The organism is Streptomyces sp. NPDC050145 (assembly GCF_044460245.1).
In the GTDB taxonomy this organism is placed as follows: domain Bacteria; phylum Actinomycetota; class Actinomycetes; order Streptomycetales; family Streptomycetaceae; genus Streptomyces.
The window spans coordinates 113,776-139,074 of record NZ_JBITJS010000018.1 but is presented as its reverse complement, the minus strand read 5'-3'; the positions used below and the strand labels follow the sequence as shown (position 1 = coordinate 139,074).

The following is a 25,299-nucleotide window of genomic DNA, read 5'->3' as shown; positions in this document are numbered from 1 at the left end:
CTTCACCGTTGAGGAGAACTCCCATGCTGAACCGTCGTGCCCTCGTCGCCTCCTTCGCCGCTCTCGCGGCGGCGCCCCTGCTCGCCGCCTGCGGAGGTGACAGCGACGCCGCCGCCCGGACGGGCGGAGCGGGCGCCGCGGGCACCAAGAAGGTCGGGAACGTCAACATCGGCCCCGACCAGAACCGCATCCGCGGCAAGAAGGTCGAGGCCATCGCCGCGCTGGTGCCCGAGTCCGTGCGCAGGCGCGGCACGCTCCGGCTCGGAGGCAGCGCCGACGCCTCGCCACCGCTCGGCTTCTTCGCCACCGACGACAAGACCCGGATCGGCTCCGAGATCGACCTCGCCACCCTCGTCGCCGACACCCTCGGCCTCAAGATCCAGCAGGAACAGGTGAGCTGGGAGAACCTCTTCGTCGGCCTCGACAGCGGAAAGTTCGACGCCGTCTTCTCCAACGTCACGGTGACCGAGGAGCGCAAGGAGAAGTACGACTTCGCCACCTACCGGCTCGACAACATCGCCTTCGAGGCCAAGAAGGGCACGAGCTGGCGGGTCAAGGGGCCCAAGGACGTGGCCGGGAAGACCATCGCCGTCTCCTCCGGGACCAACCAGGAGAAGATCCTCGTCGACTGGAGCGAGCAGAACGAGAAGGCCGGCCGCAAGCCCGTCGCCATCAAGTACTTCCAGAAGGACACCGACTACTACCTGGCGCTCCAGTCCGGCCGCATCGACGCCTACCTCGGCCCGAGCCCCGCCTCCGCCTACCACGTCGCGTCCGCCGGCCAGTCGCAGATCATCGGCACCATCTCCGGTGGCGGCGACCTCGTCCAGGGCAAGATCGCCGCCACCACGAAGAAGGACAGCGGCCTCGTCGACGCGTACGCCGCCGCACTGAACCACGTCATCGAGGACGGCTCGTACGGGCGCGTGCTCAAGCGCTGGGGCCTGTCGAGCGAGGCCGTGCCGAAGTCCGAGATCAACCCGCCGGGCCTGCCCAAGCCGTGACCGCCCCCGCCACCGGTTCTCCCAGAGAGGTCCGCCACCCATGACCACCCGTCCCGCCGGACGCCGGTCGCTGCACCTCGCCGCGGCCGTCGACCTCCCGGACCCGTACGCGGCCGAGGCCTACGAGGCCGAACCGTACGAGCGTGCGGTCCGGCTCGCCGAGCACGGCGCGCTCGACTTCGTGACGCTGCACGACTCGTTCGCCGCGCCGGGCCCCGACGGCCTCGCCGTCCTGTCCCGGCTCGCGCCCCGCACCACCCGGATCGGACTCGTGCCGACCGTCACCACCACGCACACCGAGCCGTTCCACGTGCAGGCCGCGGTCGCCACCCTCGACTGGGTGAGCCGCGGCCGGGCCGGCTGGCGGCCCGACGTCTCCACCGGCGCCGCCGAGGCCAGGCTCTTCGGACGCCGGGACCCGGCCCCGCCCGCCGCCCTGTGGGCGGAGGCCGGCGACGTCGTCGACGCGGCCCGCAAGCTGTGGGACAGCTGGGAGGACGACGCCGAGATCCGGGACGTCGCCACCGGCCGCTTCGTCGACCGCGACAAGCTCCACCACGTCGACCACGAGGGACCGACCTTCTCCGTGCGTGGCCCGTCCATCGTGCCGCGCCCGCCGCAGGGCCACCCCGTGGTCGTCGTCGACGCCGGTTCGCCCCACTCCGCCGAGGCCGCCGCCCGGCACGCCGACGTCGCCCTCGTCGCGGAGGCCGAACCGGACCGGATCTCCGCCGCGCGCGCCGCACTGCGCCGCCGCGCCGCCGAACTGGGGCGCGACCCCGACACCCTGCGGGTCCTCGCCGCGCTGCGCATCGACCTCGGCGCGGGGGAGCGCGCCGCGCGGCCCGGCCACGGCGGCGGCCCGCTGCCCGCCGAGGGCGGCCCGCTGTACCGCGGCGGGCCCGTCGACCTCGCCGACCTGATCGCCGACTGGCACCGGGGCGGCGCCGCCGACGGCTTCCACCTCACGCCGCTCGACCCGCGCCGCGACCTGGAACGCCTCGTCAACGGGACCGTGCCGCTGCTCCAGCACCGCGGCCTGTTCCGCACCTTCTATCCGGGCAGCACCCTGCGCGAACACCTGGGGCTCGCCCGGCCCGTCAACCAGTACGCCACCGCGGGGGAGCGGCGATGACATCGACCTCGTCCTACGACACGCCCCGGCAGGTGCACCTCGCCGCGCACTTCCCGGGCGTCAACAACACCACCGTCTGGGCCGACCCCCGGTCGCGCTCCCAGATCGACTTCGCGTCCTTCGAGCATCTGGCCCGCACCGCCGAACGCGGCCTGTTCGACTTCTTCTTCCTCGCGGAGGGGCTGCGGCTGCGCGAGCACAAGGGCCGCATCCACGACCTCGACGTCGTCGGCCGGCCCGAGTCGCTCACGGTCCTGAACGCCCTCGCGGCCGTCACGGACCGGCTCGGTCTCGCCGCCACGGTCAACGCCACCTTCAACGAGCCGTACGAGACGGCCCGCCGCTTCGCCACCCTGGACCACCTCAGCGGGGGCCGCGCCGCGTGGAACGTGGTGACCTCCTCCGACGCGTTCACCGGCGAGAACTTCCGGCGCGGCGGCTTCCTCGACCGCGCGGACCGGTACACCCGGGCCGCCGAGTTCGTGGACGTGGCCCGGCAGGTGTGGGACGCGGGCGCCGAGCGCCCGTTCCGCCACGCGGGACAGCACTTCACCGTCGAGGGCGAACTCGGACCGGCGCGCCCGCCGCAGGGGCACCCGGTCGTGATCCAGGCCGGCGACTCCGACGAGGGCCGCGAGTTCGCCGCGTCCGCCGCCGATGTCGTCTTCACCCGCCACGGGACCCTGGAGGCGGGCCGCGCCTTCTCCGCCGACGTGAAGGGCCGGCTCGCCCGCTACGGACGCGCGCCCGACGACCTCAAGATCATGCCGGGCGTCACCTTCGTGCTCGGCGACACCGCGGAGGAGGCCCAGGAGAAGGCCGCCGGGATCCGCCGGCAGCAGGTCTCCCCGCAGAACGCGCTCCTCACCCTCGAACAGGTCTGGGGCGTCGACCTCTCCGCGTACGACCCGGACGGACCGCTGCCCGACATCGACCCGGTGCCCGACACGGGCCTCTCCCAGGGGCGCACCCACCGCGGCGACGTGTTCGAACTGGCCGAGAAGTGGCGGGCGCTGTCCCGCGACAAGGGCCTGTCGATCCGGCAGACCGTCATCGAGACCACGCGCCGCCAGTCCTTCATCGGCACCCCGGCGGCCGTCGCCGCCGAGATCGACGCCTTCGTGCAGGCCGGGGCCGCCGACGGGTTCATCCTCGTCCCGCACCTCACCCCGGGCGGCCTCGACGACTTCGTCGACCAGGTCGTCCCCCTCCTCCAGGAGCGCGGCGTCTTCCGCACGGAATACACCGGCACGACCCTGCGCTCCCACCTCGGGCTGCCCGTCCCGGCCCCGCGCCACGAAAGGATCCCCACCGCATGACCGACGCCGCCGATCTCCGCAAGCAGTGGCACGAGGAGCGGACCGCCACCGTCTCCGCCCCGCACGGCCCGCTCGCCCTCGCGGGCACCCTCCCCCAAGCTCTTAAGGAGCAGGGGGGACCCCCATGCTCGCCGACCATCCGGAAGGGCAACTTCCGGCCATCCCGGGTCACTGGCGCGCCGAGGGTGACGCCGTCGTCCTCACCGCGGGTCCCGACGACGGGTACGAGACGACGGGCGAGCTCAGGCTGGCCGCCGACACCACCGTGCCGCTCGGCGAGCGCCGGCTCGTCGTCATCGTCCGCGAAGGCCTGTGGGCGGTACGGGACTTCGACCCCGCCGCCCCCACCCGCACCGCTTTCACCGGGATCGACCTCGCGCCCCACGACCCGCGCTGGACCCTCCCCGCACGGTTCACGCCGTACGACGAGACGCATGAGATCCGTGTCGGGAACGCCGACGGCGTGGAGCGCGGGCTCGGGCTCGCCGGGGAGCTGTCCTTCACGCTCGACGGCCGGCGCCACGCCCTGCGCGTGACGGGGCTGCCCGACGGCCGGCTCTGGGCCGTCTTCGCCGACGCCACCAGCGGGAAGAGCACGTACCGCTTCCGCTTCCTGTACGCGGACGCGCCCGGGGCCGAGGGCCGCACGACCGTCGACCTGAACCGCGCCGTGCTGCCCAGCTGCGCCTTCGCCGACCACTTCGTCTGCCCCTTCCCGCCCCCGGGCAACACCCTGCCCGTGGCCGTCGACGCGGGTGAACGGAACCTGGCCGCCCCCGTCACCGTCTGACAGGCCGAGCCGGGCCCCGGCGGCGTGAAGCCGTCGGGGCATGCCGTCATGCTTGCGGAGAACCGGTGGAAGGCCGAAAGGCACCCTTGTGCCGGGTAGTTGAGAACCCGAATACTCCCGAGCAGCGCTTGTCAGGGTCACGTCGCGTTCGGAATCCGGACCGCGGGCCGGGGTCCTGGCTGCGCCTCACCGGGCCCCGACCCCACGCGGGCCCCCGACTTCCCTACGGGAGGAACGACCAGTGAGGATCAAGCGCACCACCCCCCTCAGCGGTACGGCGAGACGGACCCGGCTGATCGCCGCGGGCACCGGGCTGCTGGCCGCTGCGGCGTTCGCCGTACCCAGCGCGCACGCCGCCGAGACCCCGCAGACCTTCACGGCCGCCGAACTCGCGCAGACCACCGACGCGGTGCGGGGCGCCGATGTCGCCGGTACCGCGTGGGCCGTCGACGCGAAGACCAAGCAGGTCGTCGTGACCGCCGACAGCACGGTCTCGCAGGCGGAGATCAACAGGATCCGTCAGGAGGCCGGCGCCAACGCGGGCGCGCTCAAGATCGAGCGCACACCGGGCACCTTCAAGAAGCTGATCTCCGGCGGCGACGCCATCTACGCGAGCAGCTGGCGGTGCTCGCTCGGCTTCAACGTCCAGGACAGCAGCGGCAACTACTACTTCCTGACCGCCGGTCACTGCACCGACGGCGCGGGCACCTGGTGGTCGAACTCGGCGCACTCGACGACCCTCGGCTCCACCGCCGGGTCCAGCTTCCCGGGCAACGACTACGGCATCGTGCGCTACACGAACAGCTCCGTGGCCAAGTCCGGCACCGTCGGCAGCCAGGACATCACGAGCGCCGCCACGCCGTCCGTGGGCACCACGGTCTACCGGCGCGGCTCCACCACCGGCACGCACAGCGGCCGGGTCACCGCCCTCAACGCCACCGTGAACTACGGCGGCGGCGACATCGTCTCCGGCCTCATCCAGACCACGGTCTGCGCCGAGCCCGGTGACTCCGGCGGTCCGCTCTACGGTGGCACGAAGGCGTACGGGCTCACCTCCGGTGGCAGCGGGAACTGCTCCTCCGGCGGTACGACCTTCTTCCAGCCGGTCACCGAGGCGCTCAGCGCGTACGGGGTGCACGTGTACTGACCTGACTCCGGTTCAGGTACGTCTTGTGCGCAGCAGCAGCCAGTAGTGGGGAGCCCCCGTCCGGCGTTCGCCGGGCGGGGGCTTCTCGCGCGGTTCCCCGCGCCCCTTACGGGGCTTCTCGTGCCGCTTGTCCTCTCCTCGGTGGGTCTTGAATTCGGGGTTGTGTGCGAGTGGGGTCCGTGGGAATAGTGGGGCGCGTCAGCCTCACGGAGCCAGTCCACCCCCACATCGGGCCGGTTCCCGACCCCCCACAGGAGGACGAGAGTTGAAGCACCGACGCATGTCCAAGAGGCGTGCCGCGATCGCCGGAGGCGGAATACTCGCCCTGGCCGCCGCGGGCATCACCTTCCAGAGCGCGAACGCCAGCACCGACACCCCGGTCCAGTCGCCCCGTACGCTCTCCGTCGCCAAGGCCGGGGACCTCGCCTCGGCCCTGACGAAGGATCTGGGCGCCGACTCGGCGGGCAGCTACTACGACGCCCGCACCAAGCAGCTCGTGATGAACGTGCTGAGCGAGGACGCCGTCAAGACCGTCGAGGCGGTCGGCGCCAAGGCCAGAATCGTGCAGAACTCGCTCGCCGCGCTGAAGAGCGCCCGTACGACCCTGAAGAGCGACGCCACCATCCCGGGCACCTCCTGGGCCACCGACCCGGCCACCAACAAGGTCGTGGTCACCGCCGACCGCACGGTCAGGGGTGCCGCCTGGGGCAAGCTGAGCAAGGTCGTCGACGGGCTCGGCGGAAAGGCCGAACTCAAGCGCACCCAGGGTGAGTTCAAGCCCTTCGTCGCGGGCGGCGACGCCATCACCGGGGACGGCGGCCGCTGTTCCCTCGGGTTCAACGTGGTCAAGGGCGGTGAGCCGTACTTCATCACCGCGGGCCACTGCACCGAGGCGATCTCCACCTGGTCGGACTCCAGCGGCCAGGAGATCGGTACGAACGAGCAGTCCAGCTTCCCGGACAACGACTTCGGGCTCGTGAAGTACACCGCGGACGTGCCGCACCCCAGCGAGGTGAACCTCTACAACGGTTCCGCGCAGCAGATCACCGGGGCCGCCGACGCGACCGTGGGCATGAAGGTCACCCGCTCCGGCTCCACCACCCAGGTCCACGACGGTTCGGTGACCGGCCTCGACGCCACCGTGAACTACGGCAACGGCGACGTCGTCAACGGCCTGATCCAGACCGACGTGTGCGCCGAGCCCGGTGACAGCGGTGGCTCGCTGTTCTCCGGCGACCAGGCGATCGGCCTCACCTCCGGCGGCAGCGGCGACTGCACGTCGGGCGGCGAGACGTTCTTCCAGCCGGTGACCGAGGCGCTCTCCGCCACGGGCACGCAGATCGGCTGAGTCTCGCAGGACGCATCAGTACGCAGATGGGGCACCCCGCGCCGCGGGGTGCCCCATCTGCTGGTTCCTCAGGCCCGCGCGGGGTGCTTCCGTTCGCGCAGGGCCGTCACCAGCAGGGTGACCGCGACGCCCAGGACCGCCCAGGCGGAGAGGACCAGGAGGGACTTCGTCAGGGCGTTGCCCTCGAAGTAGGCGATCGAACGGGCCGACCAGGTGCCGGCGCCCGGCGGCAGCCACGGCCCGATCGCCTGCCAGAACGGGGGCAGCATCGGCAGCGGGAAGGCGCCGCCCGCGCTCGGGTTGCCGGCCACGACGACGAGCAGCACGGCGAGGCCGATGCCGACGACGCCGGTCAGCTCCTGGAGGGCCAGGGTGATCGCGCCGACCGCGAAGGTGATCAGGGCGCCGAGCCCGGTGAGCCCCCAGAAGGAGCCCGGCAGCGCGCCCAGGATCGTGTCGCCGACGATGAGCGCGCCGCCGATGCCGCCGACGATCGAGACGAGCGCCATGGCCCCGATCCGGATGCCCGCGCGCTGCGGGCTCGCGCGCAGCGTCCCGGCGCTGATCGACATGATCGAGGCGCACAGATAGCCGCCGACGCACCAGCCGATGACGAGGTAGAACGACGACAGCCCGTTGAAGTCCTGGGGTGACGCGGGGGCCACGTCGATCGTGCGCACGGTGCGCTGCTCGGCGGCCTCGATCCGGACGGTCAGGCCCTCCAGGAAGTTCGACAGGGCCGCGCCGCCGCCGGACGCGACGAGCAGGGTGTCGGTGGTGCCCCGGGGGTCGATGACCAGGGCGCCGTCGATCTTCCGGTCCATGATCTGCTGCCGTGCCGTCTCCCGGTCGGCGACCACCCGTGGATCGAGCGGCGACCCGGGCAGCTGGTCGAGGCGCTGCTCGGCCTGCTGGGCGACGGCCGGCACGGGGGCCACGACGCCGAACGGCACGTCCTTCGGCTTGGGGCTGTGCAGCGCCCCGACGTAGGAGGTGATGAACAGGAGCTGCAGGGCGAGCACCCCGAGGACGAGCAGCGCGGCTCGTGGGGTGACGGCGGCCTTGAACTCGTCGGCGAACTTCATGCCCCCACGGTCCGGCGGGCCCCGCCCGCGTGCAGTCGGGGAGGGCCGAACGGGTGCCGGGGGGAGTGGGCGCGCACAGGTATTCGCACAGATATTCGAACATGGTCTATGGTGAGGAGAGCGGGCCCGATGGGGCCGGTGTGGCAGGTCAGGCAGGAGGGGGCAGGGTAGCGAGGTGGTTCGGATGCGGGGCTTCACGCATCTCCACACCGCCTCCGGGTTCTCCCTGCGGTACGGCGCCTCGCACCCCGACGCGCTCGCGGAGCGGGCCGCCGAGCGGGAGATGGACGCGCTCGCGCTGACCGACCGGGACACCCTCGGCGGCGCCGTCCGCTTCGCCAAGGCCGCGAGCCGGGCCGGCATCCGCCCCCTGTTCGGCGTCGACCTCGCGGTGGCGGCCCCCGCCGAGACCGCCGGACGCACCGAGCGCCGGCGCACCCCGGTTCGCGGCGGCGCCTTCGTCGACGAGTCGGCCCAGCGCGCCGTCTTCCTCGCCCGTGACGGCGCGGCCGGCTGGGCCGCCCTGTGCGACCTCGTCACCGCTGCCCACCGGGACCTCCCCGACGGCGCCCGCCCCCTGCTGCCCTGGGACACCACCGTCGGCGACCACCTCACCGTGCTGCTCGGCCCCGACTCCGACGTCGGCCGCGCCCTGGCCGCCGGACGCCCCGACCGCGCGGCCCGGCTGCTCGCCCCCTGGCGGGAGCGGTACGGGGACGCGGCGCTGCGCATCGAGGCGGTCCACCACGGACGGAGCGGCACCGGACCCGGCTCGCTGCGGCTCGCCGCCCGCGCCCTCGGCTTCGCCGTCGAACAGAAGATCCTGCCGGTCCTGACCAACGCCGTGCGCTACGCCGACCCCGGACAGGGCGAGGTCGCCGACGTCCTCGACTCGGCGCGCCGGCTCGTCCCGATCGACCCGCGCGCCGGGCTCGACGGCGGCGAGCGCTGGCTCAAGCCCGGAGACGACATGGCGGACCTCGCCCTGCGCGTCGCCGAGGCCGCCGGCTACCGCGCGAACACCGCCCGCCGGCTGCTCGACGTCACGGAGCAGACCGCCGCAGCCTGCCGCGTCGACCCCGAGGACGACCTGGGCCTCGGCCGCGTCCACTTCCCCGAACCGGACCTCGTCGGCGCCGCCCGGCGCACCCCCGAGCGGGTGCTGCGCTCGCGCTGCGCCGCCGCGATGCTCGCCCGCGGCTACGACCGGCGGCGGAAGTACTGGGACCGCCTGGAGGAGGAGCTCGGCCTGATCGAACGGCTCGGCTACGCCGCCTACTTCCTCACCGTCGCCCAGGTGGTCGCCGACACCCGGGACCTCGGCATCCGGGTGGCCGCCCGCGGCTCCGGCGCCGGGTCCCTGGTCAGCCACCTGCTCGGCATCGCCACCGCCGACCCGGTCGAACACGGGCTGCTCATGGAGCGGTTCCTGTCCGAGCGGCGCACCGAACTGCCCGACATCGACATCGACGTGGAGTCCGCCCGCCGCCTCGAGGTCTACCGCGCGATCCTGGAGCGCTTCGGCCCCGAGCGGGTGGCCACCGTCTCCATGCCCGAGACCTACCGGGTGCGGCACGCCGTGCGCGACGTCGGCCTCGCCCTCGGCCTGAACCCGGGCGAGGTCGACCGGCTCGCCAAGTCCTTCCCGCACATCCGCGCCCGCGACGCCCGCGCCGCCCTCCAGGAACTGCCGGAACTGCGCGGCATCGACCCGCAGGCGTACGGACCGCGACTGTGGGACCTGGTCGAGGCGCTGGACGGCCTGCCGCGCGGCATCGCCATGCACCCGTGCGGGGTGCTGCTCTCCGACACCGCGCTGCTGCGCCGCACCCCCGTCGTGCCGACCAGCACCGAGGGCTTCCCCATGTCCCAGTTCGACAAGGAGGACGTGGAGGACCTCGGGCTGCTCAAGCTCGACGTGCTCGGGGTGCGCATGCAGTCCGCGATGGCGCACGCCGTCGCCGAGATCGAACGGACCACCGGGCGGCACATCGACCTCGACGACCCCGCACAGGTGCCGCCGGGCGACCCGAAGACGTACGCGCTCATCAAGAACTCCCAGACGCTCGGCTGCTTCCAGACCGAGTCGCCCGGCCAGCGGGACCTCATCGCGCGGCTGCAGCCCGAGACCTTCCACGACCTCGTCGTGGACATCTCGCTGTTCCGCCCCGGCCCGGTCGCGGCGAACATGGTCGACCCGTTCATCAAGGCGCGGCACGGCCGGCAGGCCCCCCGGTACCCGCACGAGGACCTGAAGCCCGTACTGGAGGACACGTACGGGGTGGTCGTCTTCCACGAGCAGATCATCCGCATCCTGGACGTGATGACCGGCTGCGGTCTCGCCTTCGGCGACTACACGCGGCGGGCCCTGTCGAACCCCGGACAGGTCGGCCGGGTGAAGGCCTGGTTCGCCGAGCGGGCGCGCGGGCGCGGCTACGCGCAGGAGGTCGTCGAGCGGACCTGGGAGATCATCGAGGCGTTCGGCGCGTACGGGTTCTGCAAGGCGCACGCCGTCGCGTTCGCCGTGCCCTCGTACCAGTCGGCCTGGCTCAAGGCGCACCGCCCGGCCGCCTTCTACGCGGGGCTGCTCACGCACGATCCCGGCATGTACCCGAAGCGGCTGCTGCTCGCGGACGCGCGGCGCCGGGGGGTGCCGCTGCTTCCGCTGGACGTCAACGCGTCGGATGCGGCCTATAGAATCGAACTGGTGTCTGAGCGAGGGGTTCCGGAGTACGGGCTCCGGCTCGCGCTCGGCGATGTGCGCGGCATGAGCGAGGGCGAGGCCGCACGGATCGTCGCGGGGCGCCCCTACGTCTCGCTCCAGGACTTCCTCTCCCGGGCCCACCCCTCCCGCCCGGTCGCCGAACGGCTCGCCCAGGTCGGCGCCCTGGACGCCTTCGGGCGCAACCGGCGCGACCTGATGCTGCACATCGCCGAACTGCACCGCTCCCGACTCCGGTCGGGCAGCGGCCAGTTGGCGCTGGGCGAGACCGGTGACACCCCCGACACCGTCGCCCCCGCCCACCTGCCCGACCTCGACGACGCCGAACGGCTCGGCGCCGAGCTCGGCGTGCTCGGCATGGACACCTCCCGCCATCTCCTCGGCGACCAGCGGGAGTTGCTCGACGAGCTCGGCGTGGTGCCCGCGCAGCGGCTGCGGGACCTGCCGCACGGACAGGTCGTGCTCGTCGCCGGCGCGAAGGGCGCCGTGCAGACCCCGCCGGTCCGCTCCGGAAAACGCGTCATCTTCGCCACGCTCGACGACACGACGGGCCTGGTCGACTGCGCGTTCTTCGAGGACAGCCACGAGGCCAGCGCGCACACCGTCTTCCACTCCTGGCTGCTGCTCGTGCGCGGCGTGGTGCAGCGCCGCGGCGGCGGCAGCGGCAAGGCCCTCTCGGTCACCGGCTCCGCCGCCTGGGACCTGACCGAACTGGCCGAACTGCGCCGCACCGGCGGCCTGTCCGCGGTCACCGAGCGGCTCACCGAACGCGGGCTGCCGAGCGCCGACGGTGATTCCGGGACCGGCCGCACCATCCACCTGGAGACCGGCTACGACCTGCACCCCTGGGCGGACCTCCAGCCGCCCGGCGCATCCGTCAAGCAGGGCCGCAAGCTGTGGCACCAGAGCCCGGGGAGCGCGGGATGACCGAGAACGGGACGACCGAGAGCGGGACGACCGAGAGCGGGATGCACGTCCTGTACATCCACTTCCACGAGCTGACGGACGAGCCGCTCTACCACCGGCTGCTCGACCTCCTCGCCGAGTTCACCCCGCAGGTGCAGGCCCTGCCGCCGGACGCCGCGCTCGCCGACGTCTCCGGCAGCCTGCGCTACTTCGGCACCGACGCCCTCGCCCTCGCCGAACGCGTCCGCGCCCGCACCGGCGGCCTCTACGGGCTGCGCTCGACCGTCGGTGTCGCCGCGAACCCCATGCTGGCCCGCATGGTCGCCGCCGACGGGCCGCCCTCCGCGGTGCGCGCGCTGCCCGACGACGTGGACGCCGTCGCCGCCTTCCTCGCGCACAAGCCCGCCGCCGCCCTGCACGGGGTCGGTCCCGCGACCGCCCGCACCCTGTCCTCGTACGGCCTGGACAGTGTCGGCCGGATCGCCGCCGCACCGCTCGGCACCCTCCAGCGGATTCTGGGGGCCGGCGCGGGCCGGCGGCTGCACGACGCGGCGCACGGCCTGGACCCGACCCGGGTGGTCCCCGCGGCCCCGGCCCGGTCGCTGCGCGTCGAACACCGTTTCCCGCAGGACGAGCTGGACCCGGACGTGCGGCGCGCCGCCCTGCTCGCGCTCACCGACCGGCTCGGCCTGCGGCTGCGCGCCGAGCGGCAGGCCACCCGCTCCCTCGCCCTCACCGTCCGCTACGCCGACCGCACCGGATACACGACGATCACCCGCAGCCGCACCCTGCGCGAGGCCACGTCCCACACCCCGCCGCTGACCGCGCTGGCCCGCGAGCTCCACGACCGGCTCGCGCTGCAGCGGGCCCGGGTCCGCTCCCTCGCCCTGCGCGCGGAGGATCTGATCCCGGCCGAACAGGCCCCGCGCCAGCTCCTGTTCGACCCCGTCGACGAGCGGGCCCGCCGCATCGAGGCCGTCGTCGACCGGGCCCGGCGCAAGTACGGTCCCGACGCGGTGCGCCCGGCGGGGGCGACGGGCTGAACCGGGTGCGGGACGGAGCCCGGATCAGCCCGCCCAGGGCGGCGCGATCCGGGTTCCGTCCCGCAGGGTCGCCTCCAGGCCCACCGACGTCGTCACCCACACCGACGCGGGGGAGTCCGCCGGGTTCTCCAGCGCGAGCTCCGAGCCCGCGTTCACGATCGCCGTGTCGCCGGCGGTCAGCGCATGCGCCGTGCCGTCGAGCGTCAGGCGCAGCGAGCCGGACAGCAGGTGCAGGATCTCCTCCCGCGTCACGGTGTGCGGGGTCGCTTTCGTGCCCGCCGGGATCTCGCCCCGCCAGGCCGCCAGCTCCTTGCTGCCGCTGTCGGTGGTGGCGTACGAGACGAAGCGGACGCCGTGCATATCGTGGACGACGGCCTCGGACGCGCGGACTACGGGCATGGCTGTTCCCTCCGGTCGGTTCCCCTCGAATCTCTCCGATCCGAGGGATGAATTGGTCAAGCTCCTTGACTAGATGGTCAAGGAGCTTGACCAAATAGTCAAGGGTGTTTCAATGGGCCCGTGCAGAACTCCGACGCCCTCGCCCTGTCCACCGCCCTGCTCGCCGCGGCCGGGGAGCTGACCCAGCGCATCCATGAGGGCGTCCTGGCCAGGGGTTTCGAGGGGGTGCGGCCCGCGCACGGCTTCGCGTTCGTGCGCATCTCCGCCGGGGATGCCACGGTCACCGATGTCGCCGCGCACCTCGGCGTCACCAAGCAGGCGGCCAGTCAGCTCGTCGACGAGCTGGAGCGCAAGGGGTACGTGGAGCGCCGCCCGCACCCCAGGGACGCGCGCGCCCGGCTCGTCGTGCTCACCGAGCGTGGCCGCGCCTGCACCCGCGCCGCCGACGCGGCCGCCGCCGACGCCGTACGGCCCTGGGTGGAGCGCCTGGGGGAGCGGCAGTCCGCCGCGCTGGTACGACAATTGCTGGCCATCGCGCCGAACGGCCCGATCCGGCCCACCTGGTGACACTCTGTCAGCGGAGTGATCCACAAGGGCACCGGGAATTCTTTACCGACGCGTAACTTCACGTCTGCACTACCCGCGCGTAACTTGTCTGGGCAACCGCACAGCTCACTCCTGCAACTCCCTTGAGCCGCAAGGAGATCCATGAAGCTGCCCAGAAGCCCACGGCCCGTACGGTCCGCATGGCGGCGGACGCTGCGCGCCGCGACCGTCACCGCCGCGCTCCTCGCCGCCACCGTCACCCCCCTCGGCGCCGCCCACGCGAGCACCGCGCCCGACCGCGGCTGGAACGACTGGTCCTGCCGCCCCTCGGCCGCCCACCCCCGCCCCGTCGTCCTTGTCCACGGCACCTTCGGCAACTCCGTGGACAACTGGCTCGTCCTCGCGCCGTACCTGGTGAAGCGCGGCTACTGCGTCTTCTCCCTCGACTACGGACAACTGCCCGGCGTCCCCCTCTTCAACGGACTCGGCCCGATCGCCAAGTCCGCCGAACAGCTCGACGCCTTCGTCGACAAGGTGCGCGGCACCACCGGCACCGCGAAGGTCGACCTCGTCGGCCACTCGCAGGGCGGCATGATGCCGCGCTACTACCTGAAGTTCCTCGGCGGCGCCGCCGAGGTGAACTCCCTCGTCGGACTCGCCCCCGACAACCACGGCACCACCCTCAACGGGCTCACCAAGCTGCTGCCCTACTTCCCGGGCGCCGGCGACCTGCTCACCCTCGCCACCCCGGGCCTCGCCGACCAGGCCGCGGGCTCGGACTTCATCACCCGGCTCAACGCGGGCGGCGACACCGTGCCCGGCGTCCACTACACCGTCATCGCGACCAAGTACGACGAGGTCGTGACCCCGTACCGCAGCCAGTTCCTGGACGGGCCCGACGTGCGCAACGTGCTGCTCCAGGACCTGTGCCCCGTCGACCTCTCCGAGCACGTGACGATCGGCACCGTCGACCTCGTCGCGTACCACGAGGTCGCCAACGCCCTCGACCCCGCCCACGCCACCCCCACCGACTGCTTCAACTGACCCACCCCCCACGCGAACGGCCCGGTCGCCGCCTCCCCGCTCCGGAGGAGGACGACGACCGGGCCGCTTCGTGCGTGTACGGGTCAGCGGCCGTGGCGCGCGCCCGCCGTCGCGCGGCGCCGCGCCGAGGCGAACAGCCCCGCCGCACCGAGCGCCAGCGCCGCCGCGCCGCCCATCGCGAGGTAGGGGGTCGTCGAGTCGCCGCCGGTCTCGGCCAGGCCCTCGGAACTCCCGTTGGTCTTGGGTGCGTTGGCGGGAGCGGCCGCGGGCGACTCCGTGGCACCCGAGTGCCCCTCGTGCCCGGCACCGTCGCCCATGTCCATGCCGCCGTGGTCGGTCGTCGACTTGTCGGCGTCCTTCGCGATCTGCTCGTCCGAAGGCGCCGAGGGCTCCGCGGGCTCCGAGGTCTTCGGGGCCGCCGCACCGCCGGACGCCGCACCGCCCCCGTACGTCACGTCCGAGCAGGAGTAGAACGCCTCCGGGCTGTCCGAGCGCTGCCAGATCCCGTAGACGAGCTGGCGGCCCGTGCGCTCGGGCAGCGTGCCGGAGAACGTGTAGTAGCCGCCCTCGGCCACCGGGTCCGTCTTCGTCGCCACCGGGTGCTCCAGGTCCAGATCGGACCAGGCCAGCGGCTTCGACGCGTCGTAGCCCTGCTTCGTCAGGTAGAGCTTGAAGGTGCCCTTGTGCGGGGCCGTCACCTTGTACTTGAACGTGTACGAGCCCGCCGAGACCTTCGTCGCCGGCCAGTCGTCGCGGGCCAGGTCGAGCCCCTTGAACTCCGCCGCGTTCGCCGAACACAGCTTGCCGTCCGGGATCCGCTCCTGGTGCCGGCCCGCCGCGTCGCCGTCCCGGATGCCGTTCCAGTCGTACAGGGCCTGCGTGCCGCCCGCCGCGACCGCCGCCTTGCACGCCGCGGACGTCGGGCTCTCCGGGCCCTCGGCGTAACAGGCCGCGACCCGGCTGACCGGGTCGCCCAGCGTGCCGTGCGCCGAGGCGGGCGCCGCCCACAGGGCGAGCGGGACGGCGGCGGTGGCGGAGACGGCGACGAGCCTGCGACGGCGTGCGGACATGGATGCTCCTCGGGCTTGCTTCCTGCGAACGGGGGGTGGTGGCAAGGAAGTTAGCCCGCGAAACGGCCCCCGAAAGCCCCTGGGAGCTCCCCGCGACGATCTTTATGGCGCACTTAAGGCGCGGCTCAGACTGTGATCAGGCTGCTGCTGGCGCGGGGACCCGGAGGTGACATAGACATGGCCGCATGAACACCGAGAACCAGCCGGTCCGCCCGGCCACCGGCGCCGACGTGGAGGCCGTGCGCGCCGTCACCGACGCCGCCTACCACCCCTACATCGCCCGCATCGGCGTCGTCCCCCAACCCATGGAGGCCGACCACGCGGCGAACGTGGCGGCGGGCCGCGTGTACGTCACGGGGGAACCGGAGGTCGTCGGACTCGTGGTGGTGGAGGCCCGCCCCGACCACCTCTTCCTCGACAGCGTCGCGGTCCACCCCGACGCGCACGGGCGCGGCGTGGGCCGCACCCTGCTCCACTTCGTGGACGCCCACGCGCGCGCCCTGGGGCTGCCCGAGGTGCGGCTCTACACCAACGCGCTGATGTGGGAGAACCAGAAGATCTATCCGCGGTACGGATACGAGGTCGTGGAGCGCCGGGTCGACGGGCCCTACGACCGCATCCACTACCGCAGGCGTCTGGACGTCATCTGACCGGCCGCCCTACTCGTCCGGCCACCACGTCCTGCGCACGTCCTTGCGCACTTCGGGCCGCTCGCGCCGGGGCTCGGCGGCCTCTTCCTGCAGCCGGCGCGTGATACCGCTCGTGCGGGCCGGCTTGTGCATGGTCACTCGGCGCATCTCGGGCCTCCTGTACCTACACGGATTCCAACGTGGTGCCGTTGTAGTCCTGTTCCCGGAGGGTGACGCATCGAAGCGCAAATGTCAGTGGCGGTTGTCACGTCCCCGGGTCGTGAATGCGTTCGCCTGCGGCCCTGGTGGGGCCGGTCGCGCCCCTGAAGGCTGCGCGCAGCGCATGCCTTCCAGGGGCGCGGGGAACTGCGCGAGAAGCCCCACCGGCCCGCAGAGGCCTACGAAACAGAGGCCCACACGGTCAGACGCCTCTCAACAGCCCCGCCAGACCGCCCCCGCGGGCCAGGGCCTCCAGTTCGTCCAGGGCCCGCACCGCGGCCCCCGCCGCACCAGGATCCCGCTCACGCAAGCCACTCGCCGCGAACTCGTCCTCGTCCAGCCGGATCACCTCCGTCCCGTCCCCCGACACCCACAGATCCAGGTCGAGATCGTCCGAGACGAGCCCCTGCGCGTCCCGGACCACGGGCCGGGTGACATCGCAGTACCAGCCCTTCAGGGCCCCGTCACCCGCCCGCACCTCCTTCACGGAGAACCAGCGGTCCCGCCAGTAGTGCTCGGTGAACACGTCACCGGGCTCGAAGCGCACGAACCCGAAGTCCCGCACCCCGGAACCCGCCCACGCGGCCCGCACCACGACCCGCGTCCCGTCGTCCCCGAGCAGCTCCGCCGGGTACGAGATCTTCTCGCGCCCGCCCTTCACCAGCCGGACCCGCATCACCTCAGGCGCCGAGCTCCCGGACATGCCGTACCTCCGTCGTGTCCACCACGTAACCGAACCATTTGTTGATCGCGAGCATCGGCCCGTTCTCCGCGTCGTTGCCCGTGTACGCCACCGTGATCCCCGCCGCGCGGGCCCGGTGCAGCGAGTCGTTCTTGGCGAGCTTGGCCAGGCCCCGGCCCCGGAACTCGCGCAGCGTGCCCGTCATCCCCGTCGAGTAGCGGCCCTCGCCGTCCGTACGGGCCGCCGAGAACGCGGCCGGACGACCGTCCACCAGCGCGATCGTGGTCAGCACGTGGTTCACCAGCGGATGCTCCCAGGTGTCGCGCAGCCACTGTCCGTACTCCATCTCGGCGGAGATGTCGCCCGGCTCGTCCGCGACCGTCGCCGCGTCCAGCTCGAACACCGGGCGCGGATCGTCCGCGAAGTCCGCCGCCGTCCGCAGCTCCACACCCGGCGGCGGCGCCTGCAGCGGCGGCAGCGCGTCCGGCGTCAGGTCGAGGCGCAGGAAATGGGCGCTGCGGCTGGGCCGGTAGCCCCGGGCCGCGGCCCACGCCAGGTTCTCCGCGCCGTCCAGTGCCCAGCAGAACACCCTCCGCGCACCGTGCCGGGCCAGATGCTCCTCGGCGGTGCGCAGCAGCAGCGTGCCCGCGCCGCGCCCACGCCGCTCCGGATGCACGTACACGTTGGCGAAGCCCTGGCCCGGCACCGGGCTGTCGTCCGCGATGCCGACCTGGGCCGTGCCGATCACCTCGCCGTCGTCCGCCACCGCGACGAGCTGGCGGTAGTGGGCGTCGGGATGCGCCCGCGCGGCGTCGAACGCGACGGAGGCGGGCGTCGCCAGCATCGCCGGCACACAGGCGCGGCGGACCCGGGCGAAGCCGTCGGTGTCCGACGGACGGTCAGGGCTGGTGGCACGGACGATCACAGTCATGAACGCGCACGCTACGCGCCGTCCGGACGCGGGTGCCTCCCATTTTCCGGGCCTGCGGGACAATCGGCCGGTGACCTTGAAGATCCGTGTCCAAGACACCGCCGACAGCGCCGCGCCCTACGAGCAGGTGCGCGCCCAGATCTCCGAACAGGCCCGTTCCGGGGCGCTGCCCGTGGGCCACAAACTCCCCACCGTGCGCGGGCTCGCCGAGCAGCTCGGGCTCGCCGCGAACACCGTGGCCAAGGCGTACCGGGCCCTTGAGGCGGACGGGGTGGTCGAGACGCGGGGGCGCAACGGAACGTTCATCGCTGCCGCTCGGGACGCGGCTTCTCGGGAGGCGGCGATCGCGGCGAGTGGCTTCGCCGAGCGGGTTCGTCGGCTCGGGTTGTCGCAGGAGGCGGCGCTTTCGGCTGCCCGTGATGCGCTGCGGGCCGCCTACGAGTAGGGGGCGGCGGGTTCGTCGGCGGGTGCGGCTCCGGTGGGGGCTGGTCGCGCAGTTCCCCGCGCCCCTGGAAGGCATGCGGCTTCGCCGCGCCTTCCCCCGACCACAGGCGCCCGGCGCCTTGATCGAGGAGATGCCACCCGAAGGGTGTGCATCTCAGGGGCGCGGGGAACTGCGCGACCAGCCCCCACCGGCCGTCAGCCGACCAACCGGGACTTCGGCTCGGGTTACAGATACAAACCCGCGTCGGCGGAGCCCCGAGGGTCCGGTACCGAAGTCGGAGACACCCCGCGGCGCAGGGCGTACAGCTCGGCCAGCGTCGCGCCCCCGTGGCCGACGCCCTCGTCGGAGCCCAGCCAGTCCACGGACTCCGACCGCGTGAGGGGCCCGACCTCGATGCGGGCGAGGCACCGCCCGGGCCGCACCACCGCGGGATGCAACCGCTCCAGGTCCTCGTTGGTGGTGACCCCGACGAGGACGTTGCGGCCCTGCCCGAGCAGCCCGTCCGTCAGGTTGAGCAGCCGCGACAACGCCTGCCCCGCCGTGTGCTTGGCCTCTCCGCGGATCAGCTCGTCGCAGTCCTCCAGGAGCAGCAGCCGCCAGCGGCCCTTCGCCGTGCCGTCCTCCTCGCCGATCGCGATGTCCATCAGATAGCCGACGTCCGTGAAGAGACGCTCGGGGTCCAGGACGCAGTCCACCTGGCACCAGTCCCGCCAGGACCGCGCGAGCGTGCGCAGCGCCGACGTCTTGCCGGTGCCGGGCGGGCCGTGCAACAGGAGCAGCCGGCCCGCGATGTTCTCGGGCCGCGTCGTCATCAGCCCGTCCATCGCCTCGGCGACGGGCGCCGTGTAGTTGGGCCGCACCTCGTCCCACGTACCGGCCGAGATCTGCCGCGTGGTGCGGTGCGGGCCGCGCCGGGGCGACACGTACCAGAAGCCCATCGTCACGTTCTCCGGCTGGGGTTCGGGCTCGTCGGCCGCCCCGTCCGTGGCCTGCTTCAGCACTGTCTCGGCGAGCTCCGCCGTCGTCGCCGTCACGGTGACGTCCGCGCCCCTGTTCCACCGCGAGACCAGCAGCGTCCAGCCCTCGCCCTCGGCGAGCGTCGCGCTGCGGTCGTCGTCGCGCGCCGAGCGCAGCACCCGGGCACCGGGCGGCAGCAGCGTGGCACCGGAGCGGACCCGGTCGATGTTCACCGCGTGCGAGTGCGGCTGCTCGCCCTTGGCGAAGCGGCCGAGGAACAGGGCGTCGACGACATCGGCGGGCGAGTCGCTGTCGTCGACCCCCAGCCGGACCGGCAGCGCGTCGAACGGGTTCTCAGACATGCCGCCATGATCCGGCACGAATGCGCCGCCCGCACGGGATTTCCGCAGCGCGTCCCGGTACGGCTTGATGGGGCGTCACGGGTCAGATCCAGCCGCGCCGGACCGCGATCACCCCGGCCTGGAAGCGATTGGCCGCCCCCAGCTTCTCGTTGAGGGCGCTGATCCGGCGCCGCATCGTGCGCACCGACCAGCCGAGCTGCCGGGCGATCGCCTCGTCCTTGAGGCCCGCGACGAGCAGCGTCAGCATCCGGCGGTCGTCCTCCGTCAGCGGATCGTCGGCGGGCGCGCCCAGCGGGGTCGCCGCACGCCAGCACATCTCCCAGTAGTCGACCAGGCCGTCCAGGAGCGCCGACGGGCGCAGCACCGCCGCCCGCACCTCCCCGGCGAAGTCCAGGGACAGCGGCAGCAGCGCGAGCCGCCGGTCCGCTATCGCCAGCTTCACGCGCAGGCCCGGCAGGACGCGGGCCTCCTCGCCGCGCGCCACCAGTTCGCGGATGTCGCCGAGCACGCCGGGCCACTCCAGCGCCTCGGGCGCGTAGACCGCGCGGTACCCGACACCGCGCGTGAGGGCCGTCGCCTCCACCGGATTCGAGGTCGTCAGGGCGTACGGCGGGCGGTCGAGCGTGATGACCTCCTCGCGGGCCTCCTGCTGGAGCCGCACGAACCAGCGGCCCAGCGCCTCGCTGCCCACGACGACCTCGACCTCCTCCGTGCCGCCCGCCTGGGCCGCGTCGAAGAGCCGGGACAGTTCGCCCGCCGCCTCCCGCACGGTGGCGAGTTCGGCGGTGCGGGCGCGCACCAGCGCCTCGATCGCCGCGCCGGGCTCGATCACCGCGTACCGGCGGCGCTGCCCCGAGAGCCGCCCCACCAGGCCGAGTTCGCGCAGCCGGTCCAGGGCGCGGGCCGCGCGGTCCGTGGAACAGCCGAGGGGACCGGCGAGTTCGGCCGGCGCCGCCGTGTGGCGGACCAGGATCTCGCGGTAGACGCGCTCGTCGAACGGGTCGACACCGGCCGCGGTCAGCTGCCTGCGGAGGGTGTCGGGCGACTCGTGGGGCATGCGGGGATCGTGGCCCGTGTGTGCCAGGGGCCGCAATGGGCCAGGCCGAATCGTTGTCCCGGCCACCGGCGCGGACGTAGGACCTGAGGGCATGGACCCGATATCAGCCACACGGAGCAGGACTTCACCCCCGGCCGGCCGAAGATCCGCCCGGCCCGCCACCGGCCGCACGGTGACCTCCCTGGTCGCCGTCACCGTGCTCGGCGGCCTGCTCGCCGGACCGGCCGCGACCGCCGCGCCCGGCAAGGACCCGGACCGGCGGGTGATCGTCACCCTCGCCGGAGCCGCGCCCGTGGCCGGAAAGGGCAGGCTCGACCGCGCCGAGAAGGCGGACGTGCTCGGCGAGCGCAAGGAACTCAAGGCCGCACAGGGCAGGTTCCTGGACGCGCTGGACGCGGCGGGCATCGAGGTCCGCGCGCCGCGCCGGCTGAACCTGCTGCTCGACGCCGTCGCCGTCACCGTCAAGTCCTCCCAGGTGGCGGACCTGAGGCGGCAGCCCGGTGTCACCGGCGTCGTCGAGGACAAGAAGCTGCGGATCCAGACCGACGACAGCGTGCCCACCGTCGGCGCGCCCCAGGTGTGGAAGCGCGAGGACCCGAACGGCACGAAGGTCCGCGGCGACGGCGTGACCGTCGCCGTCCTCGACAGCGGCATCGACTACACCCACCCCGACCTCGGCGGCGGCTTCGGCGCCGGCCACAAGGTCGTCGGCGGGTACGACTTCGCCGACGACGACGCCGACCCGATGGACGACAACGGCCACGGCACCCACGTCGCGGGCATCATCGCCGGTGAGGCGGCGGAACCCGGCGGCGTGACCGGGGTCGCCCCGGGCGCCTCGCTCATGGCGTACAAGGTCATGGGCGCCGACGGCTACGGCGAGACCTCCGACATCGTGGCCGGCCTGGAGGCGGCCGTCGACCCGGCGAACCCGCACCGCGCCGACGTCGTCAACATGAGCATCGGCGGCCCCGGCGACGGCAGCGACCCGATCGGTCTCGCCTCCACGGCCGCCACGCAGGCCGGCGTCGTGGTCGTGGCCTCGGCCGGCAACGAGGGCCCGGGCCACAACACCGTCGGCTCCCCGGCCGCCGCCGACGGCGTCCTCGCGGTCGGCGCCTCCGTCAGCGGACTGCGGATCCCGGGCGCCGCCTACAAGAACGGCGGCAAGATCCAGACGTTCCGCGGATACGTCTCCGCGAACCCGCCGGCGAAGCCCGTCACCCTCGAACTCGCCGACGTCGGCTACGGATCGCCGGAGGAGTGGGACGCCGCCGGTGACGTCGAGGGCAAGGCGGTACGCGTCCAGTACCCGATCTCCGCCGACGTCGGCGACGTCTCGATCCAGGAGCTGGACCTGGCCCGCGAGGCCGAGAAGCGCGGCGCCGTCGCGATCCTCGGCGGCACCACGAACGGCGGCCCCGTCCTGGCGGGGGAGCGGCGCGGCTTCGTCGAGGCCGCCCCGCGCAACACGATCGACGCCTCGGGCGACTCCCTGCGCATGGACCACGTGATCGTGATGGGCGTCGACGAGACCCAGTACGACGAACTCGGCCGCCGGCTCGCGGACGGCGAGGTCGAGATCACCGTCACCGGCGAGGACGCCACCGACCGCATGGCCGGCTTCTCCTCCCGCGGCCCCGACGCCGGCTGGGACCTCAAGCCCGACCTCGTCGCCCCCGGCTACGACATCCGCTCCACCGTGCCGAAGTCCCTGTACGCGCCGGGCCAGTACCGCATGTCCGGCACGTCGATGGCCGCCCCGCACGTCGCGGGCGCCGCGGCCCTGCTGCGCCAGCTGCACCCCGACCACAGCCCGGCGCGCGTCACCTCCGAACTCACCGGCTCCAGCAAGGAACTGCCGGACTTCGACACGGCGACCGCCGGCGCCGGACGCCTCGACGTGGCCGCCGCCGCGGACGCGGCCGACGCCGGGATCACCACGACACCCGCGACCCTCTCGTACGGCCTCGCCGACCTGAAGGACCGGTACATCGGCGGCAGCCGCGCCCTGACCGTGCACAACGACGGCGACCAGCCTCGCACCGTGCGCCTCACCGCCAGCGGAGACGCCCGCGTCAGCCCCCGCGCCCTGACCGTCCCGGCGGGCGGCAGCGCCCGCGCGACCGTCACCGTCCGCGCCGAACGGCCCGCCACCGACACCGAGATCAGCGGCCAGGTCACCCTGACCCCCGAGGGCGCCCCCGCGCTCCACGTGCCCTACCTCCTCTCCGTACGCACCCTGTTCGCGCAGGCCGGACCGGACCCCAGCGACGGGAAGTCGGGCGTCGCCGTGTTCGCCCCCGTCGGCCTCAAGGGCGTACCGACCGTCACCGTGCGGCCGCCGCACGGCCGGTCCTTCACCGCCGAGGCCACGCACCGGGGCGCCAACGTGTACGAGGTCCAGCTCTCCGTGAAGGACGAGGGCGCCTACCGGATCTCGGCGCGCGCCGAGACCACCGACGGCAAGACCCTCATCAGCAACACCGACGGCTTCGAGGTCACCCCGAAGTCCTCGCGTGGCGACCGGTGGCAGCCCGTCGGTCCGGCCGGCCAGGCCGGTGACCTCACGCTCGCGCCCGGCGCCCCCGGGCACGCGGTGCTCGACCGCGCCGACAGCACGGGCCTGTGGGCCACCGACGACAGCGGCAGGACCTGGCGCCAGACCGCCCGGCTCCCCGTCACGGACGTCGCCGGCGACGGCCACCTCGTCATCGACCCCGAGGACGAGAACCGCTGGTGGTACGCCGTCAACAGCGCCTCCAACTTCCCGCAGACCGGGCAGATCCTGCGCACCGAGGACGCCGGCCGCACCTGGCGGCGCCTGGACACCCCCGGCGCCCCCGTCTCCGGCCTCCTCTCCGACGACAAGAGCGGCACCCTGATCGCGTGGACCGCCGCGGGCCTCCTGCTCAGCCGCGACGGCGGCACGCACTGGACCACGACGCCGCTCGACGTCCCCGGCGACGTCTACGACGTGAAGGCCGCCGGCGACAGCCTCTACTACGCCACCGGCCACGCCGTCTGGAAGCGCGACGGCCTCGCCGCGGGCACCCTCGGCGCACCGCGCAAGGTCTACGAGCCGAAGGACGGCCGGACCCTCACCCGCGTCGTCGCCGAGGGCGACTTCGTCGGCGGCCACGAGAACGGCACCGGCATCGTCGGCTCCCGCGACGGCGGCGCCACCTGGTCGACGCTGCTCGCCACCGGGCCCGGCGTCTCCGGCCTCACGATCACCGGTGGCGACCTCTACGTCGCCACCCGGGACGGCATCCGCGTCGGCCGGGACCTCGGCCGCGACTGGTCCCTGATCAAGGCCCCCGGCGACTACGTGGCCCTCGACTTCGACCGCTGGGCCGACGGCTCCCTGACCGTCTCCGCGTCCGGCGCAGGCCTCTACCGCACCCGCGACGACGGCGCGCACTACGAGCGCCTCGGCGTCCAGGGCGGCACCGTCAACGGCCTCGAGGTGAGCGGGAAGACGCTGCTCGCGGCGGGCCCGGTGGGCACCCACCGCACCGCGCTCCCGGCCACCGACCCCGACTGGGGCACCACCGGCGGCGAGGGCACCATCGGCAACGAGACCGCCCTGCTCAAGGTGTCCGCGCAGGACGACGACGTCGTGTGGCGGGTCCGCCGGGGCCCGTGGGGCGACTTCGCCGTCGAACGCAGCACCGACGGAGGCCGCTCCTGGGACGAGAAGGGCCACGGCGAAGGCACCGTCTTCGCCCTCGAAGTGCACCCGGCCGACCCCGACCAGGTGTACGTGGCCTACGGCAACATCCGCAGCCAGGGCCTCTACGCCACCGGAGACGGCGGCGAGCACTGGAAGAACCTGCGCCAGGACACCCACCTCACGGCCCTCGCGGGCGACCCCTCCGACCCGGACGTCCTGTGGCTCGGCGCCCCCGACGGCCTCTACCGCTCCGACGACCGGGGCGAGGAGATGACGAAGCGGGCCGACGGCCAGGTCACCGCGATCCGGTTCGCTGGCCCGCGCCTGCTGGTCGGCGGCGACGGGATCCGCACGTCGACCGACGGCGGCAGGACCTTCCGCACCGGCGACACCGGCGGACTGCCCGTCCGGATCACGGACTTCGAGCAGATCGGCGACACCCTGTACGCGGGATCCGGCGCCTTCTGGGAGACCGCGCTGCCGCGCGGCGGCCGGGGCGTCCTGCGGTCCACGGACGGCGGCCGCACCTGGCGCAACGTCTCCACCGGGCTGCAGAACCTCGACGTCACCCAGCTCGCGACCGACGGCGAGGACCTGTACGCCGGCACCACCCTGGGAGGTGTGCACCGCCTGTATCTGACCGACTGACCCGTCAAAAAGGCTTTGGACAGAGAGGTTTGAGGCTGAATCAGATCTGACGGTTGGCCAGTAATCGCAAGGGTCTACGGGCGTAGCGCGGTGGTGTGGAGGGTAATGACGTTACGGGCGCGCACCTGACATGAA

At 73.3% G+C, this 25,299-nt stretch carries 20 protein-coding genes and 1 pseudogene; 13 read left to right on the top strand and 8 right to left on the bottom strand.

Translation table 11 applies throughout. The annotated features are described in order from the left end of the window. Positions 1–23 precede the first annotated feature (23 nt). The 6 genes and pseudogenes from ACIBTU_RS31220 to ACIBTU_RS31195 all read left to right on the top strand — a co-directional run bounded on the left by ACIBTU_RS31220 (position 24) and on the right by ACIBTU_RS31195 (position 6,743). The gene (locus ACIBTU_RS31220; RefSeq protein WP_399129990.1) at positions 24–1,004 is read left to right on the top strand and encodes an ABC transporter substrate-binding protein; all 981 of its coding nucleotides are present in this window, start codon (positions 24–26) and stop codon (positions 1,002–1,004) included. Between the two features lie 40 nt (positions 1,005–1,044). Further along, positions 1,045–2,139, top strand: a complete 1,095-nt coding sequence (locus tag ACIBTU_RS31215) for an LLM class flavin-dependent oxidoreductase (protein ID WP_399129989.1) — start codon at positions 1,045–1,047, stop codon at positions 2,137–2,139. Beyond that, positions 2,136–3,458 carry an LLM class flavin-dependent oxidoreductase gene (locus tag ACIBTU_RS31210; protein WP_399129988.1) on the top strand — a complete coding sequence of 441 codons (1,323 nt, stop codon included), beginning with the start codon at positions 2,136–2,138 and terminating at the stop codon, positions 3,456–3,458. Before ACIBTU_RS31215 ends, ACIBTU_RS31210 begins: the two co-directional genes overlap by 4 nt. After that, positions 3,455–4,248: pseudogene (locus tag ACIBTU_RS31205) on the top strand (DUF1684 domain-containing protein). The gene ACIBTU_RS31210 and the pseudogene ACIBTU_RS31205 overlap by 4 nt, the downstream one beginning before the upstream one ends. 241 nt (positions 4,249–4,489) lie before the next feature. After that, positions 4,490–5,395: a S1 family peptidase gene (locus ACIBTU_RS31200; RefSeq protein WP_399129987.1), complete on the top strand. Its 906-nt coding sequence runs from the start codon at positions 4,490–4,492 to the stop codon at positions 5,393–5,395. Between the two features lie 160 nt (positions 5,396–5,555). After that, a complete protein-coding gene (locus tag ACIBTU_RS31195; protein WP_399130050.1) occupies positions 5,556–6,743 on the top strand; it encodes a S1 family peptidase in 1,188 nt (395 codons plus the stop codon). Between the two features lie 68 nt (positions 6,744–6,811). Here the strand turns inward: ACIBTU_RS31195 and ACIBTU_RS31190 are convergent, their stop codons facing one another. Next, positions 6,812–7,828 carry an ABC transporter permease gene (locus ACIBTU_RS31190; protein WP_399129986.1) on the bottom strand — a complete coding sequence of 339 codons (1,017 nt, stop codon included), beginning with the start codon at positions 7,826–7,828 and terminating at the stop codon, positions 6,812–6,814. A gap of 184 nt (positions 7,829–8,012) precedes the next feature. On the opposite strand from ACIBTU_RS31190, the gene ACIBTU_RS31185 reads away from it, so the two are divergent. Next, positions 8,013–11,477, top strand: coding sequence for a DNA polymerase III subunit alpha (locus ACIBTU_RS31185; RefSeq protein ID WP_399129985.1), 3,465 nt, complete (start codon positions 8,013–8,015; stop codon positions 11,475–11,477). Then, positions 11,474–12,499, top strand: coding sequence for a hypothetical protein (locus tag ACIBTU_RS31180; RefSeq protein ID WP_399129984.1), 1,026 nt, complete (start codon positions 11,474–11,476; stop codon positions 12,497–12,499). Before ACIBTU_RS31185 ends, ACIBTU_RS31180 begins: the two co-directional genes overlap by 4 nt. Before the next feature lie 24 nt (positions 12,500–12,523). Here the strand turns inward: ACIBTU_RS31180 and ACIBTU_RS31175 are convergent, their stop codons facing one another. Beyond that, positions 12,524–12,898, bottom strand: a complete 375-nt coding sequence (locus tag ACIBTU_RS31175; RefSeq protein ID WP_399129983.1) for a cupin domain-containing protein — start codon at positions 12,896–12,898, stop codon at positions 12,524–12,526. A gap of 120 nt (positions 12,899–13,018) precedes the next feature. Between ACIBTU_RS31175 and ACIBTU_RS31170 the strand changes: the two genes are divergently transcribed. Further along, a complete protein-coding gene (locus ACIBTU_RS31170) occupies positions 13,019–13,465 on the top strand; it encodes a MarR family winged helix-turn-helix transcriptional regulator (RefSeq protein WP_399129982.1) in 447 nt (148 codons plus the stop codon). A 141-nt stretch (positions 13,466–13,606) separates the two neighbouring features. Further along, positions 13,607–14,488, top strand: a complete 882-nt coding sequence (locus ACIBTU_RS31165; protein WP_399129980.1) for an esterase/lipase family protein — start codon at positions 13,607–13,609, stop codon at positions 14,486–14,488. An 83-nt stretch (positions 14,489–14,571) separates the two neighbouring features. Here the strand turns inward: ACIBTU_RS31165 and ACIBTU_RS31160 are convergent, their stop codons facing one another. Next, entirely contained in the window at positions 14,572–15,558 is a 987-nt protein-coding gene (locus ACIBTU_RS31160; RefSeq protein WP_399129979.1) for a lytic polysaccharide monooxygenase, read from the bottom strand. 185 nt (positions 15,559–15,743) lie between these two features. Here ACIBTU_RS31160 and ACIBTU_RS31155 point away from each other — a divergent pair, with 185 nt between their 5' ends. Then, positions 15,744–16,208, top strand: a complete 465-nt coding sequence (locus ACIBTU_RS31155) for a GNAT family N-acetyltransferase (RefSeq protein ID WP_399129978.1) — start codon at positions 15,744–15,746, stop codon at positions 16,206–16,208. Positions 16,209–16,217: 9 nt separating this feature from the next. Here ACIBTU_RS31155 and ACIBTU_RS31150 read toward each other — a convergent pair whose 3' ends face one another. From ACIBTU_RS31150 to ACIBTU_RS31140, 3 genes are all read right to left on the bottom strand, one after another. Then, positions 16,218–16,355 carry a hypothetical protein gene (locus ACIBTU_RS31150; RefSeq protein ID WP_399129977.1) on the bottom strand — a complete coding sequence of 46 codons (138 nt, stop codon included), beginning with the start codon at positions 16,353–16,355 and terminating at the stop codon, positions 16,218–16,220. Between the two features lie 253 nt (positions 16,356–16,608). Further along, a complete protein-coding gene (locus ACIBTU_RS31145) occupies positions 16,609–17,109 on the bottom strand; it encodes a DUF402 domain-containing protein (RefSeq protein WP_399129976.1) in 501 nt (166 codons plus the stop codon). Then, positions 17,087–18,019, bottom strand: coding sequence for a GNAT family N-acetyltransferase (locus ACIBTU_RS31140; protein ID WP_399129974.1), 933 nt, complete (start codon positions 18,017–18,019; stop codon positions 17,087–17,089). Before ACIBTU_RS31140 ends, ACIBTU_RS31145 begins: the two co-directional genes overlap by 23 nt. Before the next feature lie 70 nt (positions 18,020–18,089). Here ACIBTU_RS31140 and ACIBTU_RS31135 point away from each other — a divergent pair, with 70 nt between their 5' ends. Continuing rightward, positions 18,090–18,464 carry a GntR family transcriptional regulator gene (locus tag ACIBTU_RS31135; RefSeq protein WP_399129972.1) on the top strand — a complete coding sequence of 125 codons (375 nt, stop codon included), beginning with the start codon at positions 18,090–18,092 and terminating at the stop codon, positions 18,462–18,464. Between the two features lie 224 nt (positions 18,465–18,688). Here the strand turns inward: ACIBTU_RS31135 and ACIBTU_RS31130 are convergent, their stop codons facing one another. Both ACIBTU_RS31130 and ACIBTU_RS31125 read right to left on the bottom strand, forming a co-directional pair. Further along, a complete protein-coding gene (locus ACIBTU_RS31130) occupies positions 18,689–19,783 on the bottom strand; it encodes a DUF5925 domain-containing protein (RefSeq protein ID WP_399129970.1) in 1,095 nt (364 codons plus the stop codon). 82 nt (positions 19,784–19,865) lie between these two features. Continuing rightward, entirely contained in the window at positions 19,866–20,840 is a 975-nt protein-coding gene (locus tag ACIBTU_RS31125) for a LuxR C-terminal-related transcriptional regulator (protein ID WP_399129969.1), read from the bottom strand. A gap of 172 nt (positions 20,841–21,012) precedes the next feature. Here ACIBTU_RS31125 and ACIBTU_RS31120 point away from each other — a divergent pair, with 172 nt between their 5' ends. Beyond that, a complete protein-coding gene (locus ACIBTU_RS31120; protein ID WP_399129967.1) occupies positions 21,013–25,164 on the top strand; it encodes a S8 family serine peptidase in 4,152 nt (1,383 codons plus the stop codon). The last annotated feature ends 135 nt before the right edge of the window (positions 25,165–25,299 follow it).